Source organism: Methylobacterium bullatum (assembly GCF_014845095.1).
GTDB classification, from domain to species: domain Bacteria; phylum Pseudomonadota; class Alphaproteobacteria; order Rhizobiales; family Beijerinckiaceae; genus Methylobacterium; species Methylobacterium bullatum.
In genome coordinates, this window is sequence record NZ_NKUG01000189.1 from 1 (window position 1) to 11,364 (window position 11,364).

Sequence of the window (11,364 nt, forward strand, 5' to 3'; positions counted from 1 at the left end):
GCCACCGCCTCGGAGATCCGGCGGATCTCGGCGGCATCGACACCCTCCGGGGTCACGAGGACGGGGGCCTTCGGCTGCGGCTTGCGGTAGCGCGTGAAGCGATAGCTTCCGAGCAGCCAGGCCAGGGAAGCGGCCTGCCCGTCGAGGGAGGGCCGGGGTTCGAGCCGGTAGGTTCCGGGGGGCAGCAGCGCGGGCAGCTTGCCGACCAGGAACGGATCGGCTCCGTCCCCGAGGCCGAACAGGACGCGATCCACGCTGCCATCCTCGGCGGGAAGCAGCGCCACACGCCCGGCTTTCGGCTGAAAGTCGGTCGCCTTGGCGAAGGCCCTGTTCCTCGCGCCGAGTTCCGCTTCGAAGCTGCTCCAGTCCTCGCTCCGGATGCAGAAGATCGGGAGGGCGGCGGGATCGTCGGCGCTGAGATGGGGCAGGGTCGGATCTCGGGGGCATTGCGTGGCGCGGCCGGCTGACCCTTGGACGCCCTGAAGTGGGGTTAACCGGCGATTAGGGTTAACGGTCTATCACCGCACGACCGGCGACGTGAAGCGTCGACCGGCAGGCTCGTGCGGAGCACGTCATGGTGTCGTTGCGTTCAAACCAGCCCTCGTCATCGCGGCCGGCCCGGACGGGGATGACGCTCCCGCTGCGTCTCGCCGGCGTGACGCTGCTCGGCCTCCTGGCGAGCGCCTGCCAGTCGGGCTCGCCGGAGACCACCGGCTCGATCGGCGGGCTCTCCCTCAAGACGTTCGGGCGTGCGCCGGGCCGCGAGGTGGTGACCCTGCGCGACGTCGATGCGCTCGGCCAGAAATACAACGCCGATCAGAACGATGTCGGCCTCGCCCTGCGCTATGCGCAGGCGCTGAAGGCGACGAACCAGAAGCCGCAGGCCGTGGCCGTGCTGCAGCAGACGGCCCTGCGCAACGCCAAGAACTCGGCCGTGCTGGCGGCCTACGGCAAGGCCCTGGCGGAGGTCGGACGGTTCACCGAGGCCGCCGAAGTGCTCCAGAACGCCCATACCCCGGCCCGGCCGGACTGGCGCGTGCTGTCCGCTCAGGGCGCGGTGGCCGACCAGATGGGCGACCATGCCCGCGCGCAGGGCTTCTACGAGGCCGCGCTGAAGATCCAGCCGGACGATCCCACGGTCCTGTCCAATCTCGGCCTCTCCTACGCTCTGGCGAGGCAGCTCGATCAGGCGGAGACCGTGATGCGCAACGCCGTGGCCCAGCCACGCGCGGATGCACGGGTGCGCCAGAACCTCGCTTTGGTCCTCGGCCTGAGGGGCAAGCTCGCGGAGGCGGAGGAACTGACCCGGGGCGACCTGACCCCGGAGGAGGCAGCCGCAAACGCCGCCTCCCTGCGGGCGATGACCGCCCAGGCCCGGGCGCAGAAAGCCCCCCGATCCTCCAGCCGCTCGCTCGCCGGCGAGATGCCGCGGGGCTGAGCGCCGCCTCAGCGGTAGATCTGGATGATCGCCGGGGTCAGGATCACGACGAACAGCACCGGCAGGAAGAACAGGATCATCGGCACGGTCAGTTTCGGCGGCAGGGCGGCGGCCTTCTTCTCGGCGGCGTTCATGCGGTGGTCGCGGCTCTCCTGCGACAGCACGCGGAGGGCCTGGCCCACGGGTGTGCCGTAGCGCTCGGCCTGGATCAAGGCGGTGGTGACCGCCTTGACGGCATCGAGGCCCACACGGTTGCCGAGGTTCTCGAACGCCATGCGGCGATCGGGCAGGTAGGACAGTTCCGCCGCCGTGACGGCGAGCTCTTCCGCCAGCGCGACCGACTGGGTCACGGTCTCGATGCTGACCCGGCGGATGGCGTGCTCCACCGACATCCCGGATTCGACGCAGATCAGGGCGAGGTCGAGGGCATCGGGCCAGGCCGCCTGGATCTCGGCCTGACGCTTCTTCGTGGCATTGAGCAGGTAGAGTTCCGGTCCCTTGATGCCGAGCAGCAGGGCCACGATGACCATCATGAGACGAACGGTGACGGAGTAGTCCAGCACCTTCAGGACGAACAGATAGAAGATCGCCGCCAGTCCGACCGCGATCGGGGTGACCATGCGAAAGAACAGGAACCCGGTCTCCGCGCCCGGCGAGCGGTATCCGGCCATGACCAATTGTCGCCGGGCGGTATCGGTGCCGAGCCAGCGGCTCAGGTTGAACTGGTCCACGACCCGCTTCATGTACGCCTTCGGCGCCACGCGCAGGGTGGATCGATTGTTGAGCCGGTCGCGCTCGCGGCGGCGCAGCTCCTCGCGCTCGTCGCCGATCAGCTTCATGCGCTTGTTGAGCTTGTCGGGCTCCAGAAGCGGCTGCAGCAGGGCGAAGGCCGTCGCCGCGGCCGCCACCCCGGCCAGAACCATGCCGATGAAGCGCGGATCGATGAGCTTTTCGCCGATGAGGGACAACATGGGCGGTCAGACCTCGAAGCTGATCATCTTCTTCATCACGAAGACCCCGATCGACATCCAGATCGCGGAGGCGACGAGGGCCATCTTGCCGGTATCCGTCGTCCAGAGCAGCGAGACGTAAGCCGGGCTCGACAGGTAGGTCAGCACCGCCACGATGAAGGGCAGGGCCGCGATGATGCCGCCCGAGGCCTTGGCCTCCATGCTCATGGCCTGGATCTTCCCGGCCATCTTCTTGCGCTCGCGCAAGACCTTGGAGAGGTTGCTCAGGGCTTCCGAGAGATTGCCGCCGGACCGGCCCTGGATGCCGATGACGATGGCGAAGAAGTTGACGTCGGAGACGGGCACCCGCTCGTACATCCGCACCATGGCATCGCCGAGGCTGAGACCGAGGGTCTGGGATTCCACCACCTGGCGGAACTCACTGCGGATGGGCTCCTCGGCTTCCCGCGCGATGATGCGGAAACAATCGCCCACCGGGATGCCGGCGCGCACGCCGCGGGTGATGATGTCGATGGCGGTGGGCAGTTCGGCGATGAAGGCGGCGATGCGCCGCTTGCGCAGGACGCTCAGCATCCACAGGGGCAGGCCGAACCCGCCGGCGAACAGGGCCGCCAGGGTCGCGAGCTTGTGCGAGGTCAGGACGAAGACGAAGAGGCCGGCGACGACGGCCATGAGCACGGAGACGACGCGGAACTTCTGCTTCGTCCAATCCAGGCCGGCCCGGGCGATCCTGAGTTCGAGCGTGACCTTCGTCCCGCCGCGCTTGGCTTCAACTTCCTTCAGGCTCCTGGCCACCTGCTCGCGCCGGCTGGCCGTGACCGCGCGACTGCCGGGGGACGTCACCACGCTGACCGCTCGCATGCGCTTGGCCGCGCGGTTCTCCCCCGACAGGAGGGGAGTGAGCACCACATAGGCGATGGCCCCGGCGGCCACCGCCGCGAGCCCGACGGCGAGGGGCATCTGCAGCGCGTTCATGGGTTGCCGGCGCTGTCGGCCGCCGCATCGAGGGCGGCGGCCAGGGCCTTCTCCTCACCGTAATAGCGTGCGCGCTCCCAGAAGCGCGGACGGCCGATGCCGGTGGAGCGATGGCGCCCGACCAGCCTGCCGTTCGCGTCCTCGCCGAGCACATCGTAGACGAAGAGGTCCTGGGTGATGATGACGTCGCCTTCGAGCCCCATCACCTCGGTGATGTGGGTGATGCGGCGCGAACCGTCGCGCAGGCGCGTCGCCTGGACGATGATGTCGATCGACCCGACGATCATCTCCCGCAGGGTCCGCGAGGGCAGGCTGAACCCGCCCATGGTGATCATCGATTCGATACGGGCCAGCGCCTCGCGCGGCGAGTTGGCGTGGAGGGTGCCCATCGAGCCGTCATGGCCGGTATTCATGGCCTGGAGCAGGTCGAACGCCTCCGGGCCGCGCACCTCGCCGACGATGATCCGCTCCGGCCGCATGCGCAGGCAGTTTCTCACGAGGTCGCGCATGGTGACCTGCCCCGACCCTTCCATGTTCGCGGGCCGGGTCTCGAGGCGGACGACGTGGGCCTGCTGCAGCTGCAGCTCGGCCGCGTCCTCGCAGGTGATGATCCGCTCGTCCTCGTCGATGTAGCGCGTCAGGCAGTTCAGCAGGGTGGTCTTGCCGGACCCCGTACCGCCGGAAATCACCACGTTGCAGCGGACGCGCCCGATGATCTGCAGGATGCGGGCCCCTTCGGGCGAGATCGCCCCGAAGGTCACGAGCTGGTCGAGGGTGAGCTTGTCCTTCTTGAACTTGCGGATGGTGAGCACCGGCCCGTCGATGGCGAGCGGCGGCGCGATGATGTTGACGCGGGACCCGTCGGGGAGGCGCGCGTCGCAGATCGGCGAGGATTCGTCGACGCGCCGGCCGACCTGGCTGACGATGCGCTGGCAGATGTTCATCAGCTGCTGGTTGTCGCGGAAGCGCACGTTGGTCAGCTGGATCTTGCCCCCGACCTCGATGAAGGCCCGGTTTGCGCCGTTGACCATGATGTCGGCGATGTCGTCGCGGGCCAGAAGCGGCTCCAGCGGTCCGTAGCCGAGGACATCGTTGCAGATGTCGTCGAGGAGTTCCTCCTGCTCGGCGATGGACAGGACGATGTTCTTGAGGCCGATGATCTCCGAGACGATGTCGCGGATCTCCTCGCGCGCCGATTCGACGTCGAGGCGAGACAGCTGCGCCAGATCGATGGCCTCGATCAGCGCACCGAAGATCATGCTCTTGGTGCGGAAGTAATCCTCCGATTTCACCGCCTCCCGGACGGGGACGAGCCGCTCCACCTGCTGGGTCTTCGCCAGGCCCGGCTGGTCGTCGAGGACGGGAATCGGAACCTGCGGCTTTGGCGCGGACGGAACCGCGACCGCCTTCGGGATCTCCGAGGCCGGGCTCCTCCTACCGAACATGACGGACCTCCACGCAGCGCGCCGCCATCACGACGCCTTGCGTCGGGACAGCCGCGACAGGAGAGGCTCGAACAGGTTCCCGCGGACACGACGCGTCTCGGAACGCCCGATCATGCGCGCTGCGAGCTCCGAGAACACGTCCGAGGCCTTGGCGCCCGCCTGGACCTCGGCGATCATCTGACCGTTGTTGGCCGCCGTGCCGAACAGGGCCGGATCGTAGGGGATCGCGGCCGTCAGCGTGGCGTCCAGGGCCTTGGCGAACTCACCGGCCGAGATCTCGGGGCGCTTCGGCACGCCGACGCTGTTGAGGACGATGCGCGGCCGGGCGTCGTTGGGCCGGTTCTGCTGCAGCAGGGTCAGCAGGTTCTTGAGATTACGCAGGGAGGCGAGCTCCGGCTGGGCGACGACGATGATCTCGTCGGACGAGATCAGCAGGCGCCGGGTCCAGGCCGACCAGGTATGGGGCACGTCGAGGACCACGCAGGGCACGGCGGCGCGCAGGAGGTCGATCAGGTTGTCGAAGGACGGCTCGGTGAGGTCCGTGGTCCGTTCGAGGGTGGCCGGCGCGGAGAGAAGCGAGAGGTTGTCGCTGCATTTCGAGAGCAGGCGGTCGAGGAGGTTGGAATCGAGGCGCTCGGGCGCGAAGACCGCTTCCGCGATCCCCTGCGGCGGATCCTGGTTGAAGTTGAGGCTCGCCGTACCGAAGGCGATGTCGAGATCGGCGATGACCGTCGCCATTCCGTGCTCGCGCGCCACGGTCCATGCCAGGTTGTGGGCGATGGTGGAGGAGCCCACGCCGCCCTTGGCGCCGACCACCGCGATGGTGCGGCCGACCGGCTTGGCACCGGGCGCCGTGAACAGGTCGGACAGGGCCTGGATCAGGACGATCGGCTCCACCGGCGCCATGAGATACTCGCTCACGCCGCGCTGGATGAACTGGCGGTAGAGCTGCACGTCGTTGACGTGGCCGATGACGACGACCTTCGTCCCTTCGTCACAGACCTCCGCCAGGGAATCGAGGATCTCCAGGGGACGCGACTTCGTGCCCTGCGTCTCGATGATGACCACGTTGGGCGTGGGCGCGTGGCGGAACGCCTCGACGGCGGCGGGGCCGCCGCCCATCTGGATCTTGATCTGGGCCTTCTGCAGCCGCCTGTCGCTTCCCGCCGCCTCGATCGACGCGGCCGTCTCGCCCGTCTCGCAGAATGCCTGGATCGTGATCCGCGGCACCGGAGCGATGACGCGCTCGGGTGACTCGTTGAAGTCAGGCATGGGGCGGGGTCCGGGCTGTGGGTGACAACGAGGGCCGAAGCTCTGTCGAACGACGGGAAGGGACGCGCCGATCAGTTCTCGATGGCTGACTTCACCGACGTCTTCCCATCCTGACGCCATATGGTTGATGGATCCTTGCCCTCGCGCAGCTTATTGATGTCGACGGTGCGCCGGATCGAGTCGATGCGCCCTTCCGGCCGGCCGCGAACGAGATCGACCGGATCGGCCACCTGGCTCGCCACATTGGCCTGCATGGCGCAGCCGAGATTCCAGTGGGCCTCGTTGCGCGAGGAGAAGCCCGGGCTTCCCACGCCGAGATCCTGGGGCCAGACGCCGCATTGGCTGGCGACCTTCGCCTCCATGCGCTGGAAGCTGAGCCGCAGCGGAGCGGCGAGGAACGGATCCGCCACCGCGTAGCCGGTGACGATCATCTGCCGTCCGCCGATGCCGTTGTCGGCGCCGAGCCTGCGGATCGCCGCCCCGGTCCGCTCCACGGCGGCACCCTGCGACGGCGAGACCCCGCGCGGGATGTCGAGGATGAGGGTGCCGCGCCCGTAGCGGCGAAATTCCAGCAGGAAGGCTTCGATATCTGCGCGCTGTCGCGGATCGACATGGCCGGTCCCGGTGACGAAGACGTCCAGCGAGCGCGTGGCATCGGCGAGCACGATGGGATGGCGGACCCGGTAATCGGCCGGATAGAGCGAGCCGGTGGTCTCGGCGCGGTCGGCACGGCATGCGCCCAAAGCGGTGGCCAGGGCGATCGACGCGAGGATTGCGACGGGGGAGCGGAAGGGAAGGAGTGACATTGAGGGGTCGGGTCCTGATGGTGCCTGGGCCGCTTCGTCCTGCGAGATCGTGGCGTCGCGATCTTAGATCGCCGCGTCAGTCCGTGATGAAGCCGACGCGGCCACGGTAATTGGCGCCCAGCGGCGCGGCGCGGCCCGAGCCGTAGACCCGGTTCAGGCGGCCGAGCAGGATGCCCTGACCGTCCTGGGCATCGATGAAGCCGTCATCCGGCCGCACGACCTGCTTCGCCTCCATCGCCTTGGCGATGTAGGGCGTGACCATGATCATGAGTTCGGTCTCCTGCCGCTGGTAGTCCCGCGAGCGGAACAGGGCACCGAGGATGGGCAGGTTCACGAGGCCGGGCAGTCCACCGACGGCGGCCTTGCTGCGCTGCTGGATCAGGCCGGCGGTCATCATGGTCCCGCCGGAGGCGAGTTCGACGGTGGTCTCGGTCTTGCGCAGGGTGAAGGCGGGCACCGCGACAGTGGAATCGCCCTGGACGAAGGTGAAGGAGTTGGTCTGGTCGATCTCGGAGACTTCCGTGGCGACGCGCACGGAGATGCGGTTCTCCGCCATCACCACGGGGGTGAAGTTCAGGGTCACGCCATAGGTCTTGAACGCGATGCCGATGGAGCAGACGCCCCCCGTGCAGTTCTGCGAGGCGGGGACGGGAATCTCGCCGCCGGCGGTGAATTTCGCGGATTCCCCCGAGATCGCGGTGAGCGTCGGCTCCGCGAGAATGCGTGAGACACCGGCCTGTTCGAAGGCCCGCAAGGTGGCCGAAACACTCGCTCCGCCGCCTCCGTTGATCGTCGCCTTGATCTCGTTCCCGTTCGGGAACTGGCCGCCATTGAGACCGAAGGGCGCGACGTTCGCGAGGTTGAGGCCGGACCAGTTGCCGCTGAGATTGACGCCGAACTGCTTCAGCACGGTCCGGGCCACCTCGACGACGGTGACGCGGAGCATCACCTGATCCTTGCCCCGGATGGTGAGGTTGTTGATGACGGCACCCCGGGCCCCGGCTCCGCCGGGGGTACCGCCGGCCTGGCCGACGAAGGCGGTCGCGATGTCCATGGCCTGGGCCGACTCGGCCGCAGAGCCGACGAAGCCCGACAGGATCAACGAGTCGCCGGCGGTCCGGATGTCGAACCGCCCGCCCGCGATGCTCTGGAGCAGGATCTGCCGCAGGGTTCCGAGCTTGAGGTCCCGCGCCACGGTGACGTCGAGGGCGGTGATCTGGCGGCCTTCGGCGTCCATGATGAAGATCGAGGTCGCGCCGTCCTCCATGCCGATGACGAAGACCTTGCGGGTCGAGCGCACGACGGCGTTGGCGACTTTCGGATTGGCGACGAAGACCTCCTTGGCGTCGCGCGGCAGGTCGATCACCAGGGAGCGCCCGGTCGTCAGCTCGACGCGACGCGAGGTCCCGGATTCGTTGCCGCCGACATCGACGATCGGGGCGGCCGTGAACCCGTCCCGCGGCGCAGCCACGGCGGTGGCGGCGAGGACCAGGCCGGCGAGGGTCGCGAGAACGGACAGGCTGCCCACGCGGACCCGGTGTCTCGTGGTCATCTGAGAATCCTTCATCATCGCGCGGTTCGGCATCTCAGCGACGCGGTTGTTGTTTGGCGACGCCGAAGCGGACGACCGTCAGGGCCGTGTCCTGCTGAGTCTCCGGCGGGGCATCCACGGTCCGGCCGGCATCCATGAGGCTGCGCAGTGAGAGGGAGAGTTGTCCCACCTTCTGGGCCAGGGTGACGGTCTCGGCTTGGGCGGGTGTCAGAGCGAGGGTCGCGGTCTCGCCGGTGACGACGTTGGTCCCGTTCCGCTCCTGAACGATCTGGCCGACGGCGAGCACGCGGATGTCGGTGAGCAGCGTCTCGGAAATCTGGACCTCGACGCCCCCGGAACGCGAGGCGTCTTCGTCGCGATAGGTCCGGATGACGTCGACATGGTCGTTGGGAAGGATGAAGCCGCCGGCCGAACTCGACCCGCGCGTATCGGTGACGATGGCGACCGCGCGCATGCCGGAGGGCAGGATCGCTGCCATGAAGCCGCCGTCGGACCGCGCTAGCTTCTGCGGGCGGATCGGCTCACCCGCGAGGAACGCGGTGCGGACGATCGAACCGACGATGGTGTCCATGCCGTTGGGCGAGGCCGTGCGCGTGATGTAGCCGGCGGTGATGGCCTGGTCCGGCCAGGGCTGCCAGCGAAGGTCGGCGGCCTGGATGTTCTGCCCCATCGGCAGGTCAGCGGCGGCCACCAGGACATCCGTGACGGGGAGCGGGGGAGGAGGGGGCGCCTCGACCACGGTTTGGACCGGAGGCGGCGCATCGCTGCCGCTCATCAGAAAGGCGGCGCCCGAACCGGCGGCGAGCGCGATGGCGATGACGGCAAGGCGGGCTGGTTTCATCGCCGTGTTCGAACCTGACAGGACGGCCTGCTGCCGTCGCCGTCCAGGCTTCGCCGGGATTCCTCAAATTACGGTTAACGAAAACTAACGCATGCGAATCTTGTTCGACCCACGATAGGTCAGGTCGATAAAGCACAGGGTTCGTCAACCTTCGGACCCGGCCCGGCAACTTCACCCGCTACGTGTGTCCGGCCTCACGATGCCATCATTCTTGCCCAGGTCACCGTTTCCGGAATCACGATCAGCGCTCCGAGGCAGAGGGCGATGCCGTAGGGCACGCCGGTCTTCGCATCGTGAAGGTGGATGGCGAAGGGAAGGCGACCGAGGAGTGACGGCAGGGGATGCGCCCGCGCGACGAGGATCGCCACGGAGAGAGCGCCACCGGCAAGCGAAGCGACGACCAGGTATTGCGCCAATTGGTCGAACCCGATCCACACCGCGGTGGCGGCAGCGAGTTTGGCATCGCCTCCACCGATCTTGCCCAGCGCGAAGAGGCTGAACGTCACGACCAGCGTCGCCGCGCCGGCTCCGAGATGACTGAGGAGATCCCACCCCCACATCCCGGTCGCGCCGGCGAAGGCCGCGAATCCGAGCAGCAGCAGCAGGGAAACCGCATTCGGGATCGTCATCGTCAGCAGGTCCCGAGCGGCCGCATAGGCCATCAGGAACGGGAAGACGATCAGGAGCGTGACACTCGCCATCGGGGACGTCTCGGTCTGGAGTCGAAGGTCGGATCGTCGCCCGTGAAACGCCGTCGCCACAGGGTGTTCGGTCGCGGCGGCAAAGGCCGTGTCGGGACCCCACCGGAGGTCGACGCTCGCTGTCGCACCGTCCACATCGAGCAGGAGGACTTCAACGAGCTCTGCCGGACGATCGGGGCGGATCGTCCGGCGAGGTGTCCGATCCACGCATCACCTGCGTGGACGACCATTTGCGCAAGATTAAGGGAAGCAGTCCGAACCCGGACCGCCTCAAACCATCTTACTTGTTAACGCCGGTTGCAACCTTGGTGAGGGTCGCATTCAGGTTGGTGCCGATGGTGGTGAGTACGGTGATGACCGCGACAGCGATGAGCGCAGCAATGAGGCCGTATTCGATCGCCGTTGCACCCGACTCGTCGGCGGCAAAACGCTTGAAGAGGTTCGACATGATCGTATTCCTTGATGGTTCGTCTTGCGAAGTGGCCGTCGAGGAGCGGTGTATTTCGACCGGCGACTGAGGATGAAGATGGACTGTTCCGTCTTGAAATTACGTTAATCCGGGCCCGAAAACGGCCTCACGCGCCCCTCGGTTGGGGTTTGGTAAAAAAACTTTAAATGGAAAATGAATACTTTTTCAGTAGATCCAGCACGGGGTTACAGGCGGAGATCCGGGAAATATTACGGGCCGCAACTGTCGCACGGGCAATAAGCGCTTGAGACGCAGCAGCGGACATGGACGAAGCCGGAAAGACGGCTGCGCACCACCTTTCGGTGTTAGATCTTCGTTTACCAACACGCCGATAAGACTGTCATGACGACAAGGGCGGCCGACCCCTCCGGTGCGCGCGCTCCTGTCGAAACCTCGCCGTCGCAGCCGAGATCACCCGAGCCATGGGCCACCGGTCAATGCCGACACCCTCGCCCTTGCAGCGTTGCGCCCGAGCGGCGGGCATCGCTCTCTTCCTCGCTCTCGGCGCGGCGCCCGCTTTCGCAGAGACGGCGCCGGCCATCGTGGCGGTGAGCGTCGACAATGCCAAGGTCATTCGCCTGCCCGAGCGGACGCAGACAGTCATCGTCGGCAACCCCCTCGTGGCGGATGTCGCCCTTCAGCGGAACGGGATCGTCATCCTCACCGGCAAGAGCTTCGGCTCGACGAACCTCATCGCCCTCGACGCGTCCGGCACGATGCTCGCCGAGACCACCATCAGCGTGCAGGCCGCACAGGGGTCGATCGTCACGGTCCAGCGCGGCCTCGACCGCGAATCCTATTCCTGCACCCCGAACTGCATGCCGTCGATGCAGCTGGGCGACGCGACGAAGTATTTCGGAGACGTGAGCGGACAGGCCGATGCCCGCCGCAACC

The 11,364-nt window shown here is 67.3% G+C and carries 11 protein-coding genes and 1 pseudogene; 2 read left to right on the forward strand and 10 right to left on the reverse strand.

From position 1 onward, the window contains the following. Window positions 1–428, reverse strand: a pseudogene (locus tag MBTS_RS24140) (leucyl aminopeptidase family protein); the annotation flags it as partial. 200 nt (window positions 429–628) lie between these two features. On the opposite strand from MBTS_RS24140, the gene MBTS_RS21275 reads away from it, so the two are divergent. Beyond that, a complete protein-coding gene (locus MBTS_RS21275) occupies window positions 629–1,438 on the forward strand; it encodes a tetratricopeptide repeat protein (RefSeq protein ID WP_018042739.1) in 810 nt (269 codons plus the stop codon). An 8-nt stretch (window positions 1,439–1,446) separates the two neighbouring features. On the opposite strand, the gene MBTS_RS21280 is transcribed toward MBTS_RS21275, so the two are convergent. The 9 genes from MBTS_RS21280 to MBTS_RS21320 all read right to left on the reverse strand — a co-directional run bounded on the left by MBTS_RS21280 (window position 1,447) and on the right by MBTS_RS21320 (window position 10,449). Next, entirely contained in the window at window positions 1,447–2,409 is a 963-nt protein-coding gene (locus MBTS_RS21280; protein ID WP_147832559.1) for a type II secretion system F family protein, read from the reverse strand. 6 nt (window positions 2,410–2,415) lie between these two features. After that, window positions 2,416–3,384 carry a type II secretion system F family protein gene (locus MBTS_RS21285; RefSeq protein ID WP_056158150.1) on the reverse strand — a complete coding sequence of 323 codons (969 nt, stop codon included), beginning with the start codon at window positions 3,382–3,384 and terminating at the stop codon, window positions 2,416–2,418. Further along, on the reverse strand, window positions 3,381–4,829 hold the full coding sequence (locus MBTS_RS21290) for a TadA family conjugal transfer-associated ATPase (RefSeq protein WP_147832560.1): 1,449 nt from the start codon (window positions 4,827–4,829) through the stop codon (window positions 3,381–3,383). Before MBTS_RS21290 ends, MBTS_RS21285 begins: the two co-directional genes overlap by 4 nt. Window positions 4,830–4,856: 27 nt before the next feature. After that, window positions 4,857–6,101, reverse strand: coding sequence for a CpaE/TadZ family protein (locus tag MBTS_RS21295; protein WP_056158144.1), 1,245 nt, complete (start codon window positions 6,099–6,101; stop codon window positions 4,857–4,859). Window positions 6,102–6,172: 71 nt separating this feature from the next. Beyond that, entirely contained in the window at window positions 6,173–6,907 is a 735-nt protein-coding gene (locus MBTS_RS21300; protein WP_147832561.1) for a CpaD family pilus assembly protein, read from the reverse strand. A gap of 76 nt (window positions 6,908–6,983) precedes the next feature. Beyond that, window positions 6,984–8,459, reverse strand: a complete 1,476-nt coding sequence (locus MBTS_RS21305) for a type II and III secretion system protein family protein (protein WP_056144791.1) — start codon at window positions 8,457–8,459, stop codon at window positions 6,984–6,986. A gap of 34 nt (window positions 8,460–8,493) precedes the next feature. After that, window positions 8,494–9,300, reverse strand: a complete 807-nt coding sequence (cpaB, locus tag MBTS_RS21310) for a Flp pilus assembly protein CpaB (protein WP_192216422.1) — start codon at window positions 9,298–9,300, stop codon at window positions 8,494–8,496. 194 nt (window positions 9,301–9,494) lie between these two features. Next, on the reverse strand, window positions 9,495–10,001 hold the full coding sequence (locus MBTS_RS21315) for an A24 family peptidase (protein WP_192216423.1): 507 nt from the start codon (window positions 9,999–10,001) through the stop codon (window positions 9,495–9,497). A gap of 280 nt (window positions 10,002–10,281) precedes the next feature. After that, the gene (locus MBTS_RS21320) at window positions 10,282–10,449 is read right to left on the reverse strand and encodes a Flp family type IVb pilin (protein ID WP_056144408.1); all 168 of its coding nucleotides are present in this window, start codon (window positions 10,447–10,449) and stop codon (window positions 10,282–10,284) included. A 458-nt stretch (window positions 10,450–10,907) separates the two neighbouring features. On the opposite strand from MBTS_RS21320, the gene MBTS_RS21325 reads away from it, so the two are divergent. Further along, the coding region (locus MBTS_RS21325) for a pilus assembly protein N-terminal domain-containing protein (protein WP_425324820.1) at window positions 10,908–11,364 on the forward strand (457 nt) is incomplete at its 3' end.

Coding starts and splice junctions, on each gene's coding strand:
- MBTS_RS21275 (WP_018042739.1), top strand. CDS start 629: ATGACGCTCCCGCTGCGTCTCGCCGGCGTGACGCTGCTCGGCCTCCTG.
- MBTS_RS21280 (WP_147832559.1), bottom strand. CDS start 2,409: ATGTTGTCCCTCATCGGCGAAAAGCTCATCGATCCGCGCTTCATCGGC.
- MBTS_RS21285 (WP_056158150.1), bottom strand. CDS start 3,384: ATGAACGCGCTGCAGATGCCCCTCGCCGTCGGGCTCGCGGCGGTGGCC.
- MBTS_RS21290 (WP_147832560.1), bottom strand. CDS start 4,829: ATGTTCGGTAGGAGGAGCCCGGCCTCGGAGATCCCGAAGGCGGTCGCG.
- MBTS_RS21295 (WP_056158144.1), bottom strand. CDS start 6,101: ATGCCTGACTTCAACGAGTCACCCGAGCGCGTCATCGCTCCGGTGCCG.
- MBTS_RS21300 (WP_147832561.1), bottom strand. CDS start 6,907: ATGTCACTCCTTCCCTTCCGCTCCCCCGTCGCAATCCTCGCGTCGATC.
- MBTS_RS21305 (WP_056144791.1), bottom strand. CDS start 8,459: ATGACCACGAGACACCGGGTCCGCGTGGGCAGCCTGTCCGTTCTCGCG.
- cpaB (WP_192216422.1), bottom strand. CDS start 9,300: ATGAAACCAGCCCGCCTTGCCGTCATCGCCATCGCGCTCGCCGCCGGT.
- MBTS_RS21315 (WP_192216423.1), bottom strand. CDS start 10,001: ATGGCGAGTGTCACGCTCCTGATCGTCTTCCCGTTCCTGATGGCCTAT.
- MBTS_RS21320 (WP_056144408.1), bottom strand. CDS start 10,449: ATGTCGAACCTCTTCAAGCGTTTTGCCGCCGACGAGTCGGGTGCAACG.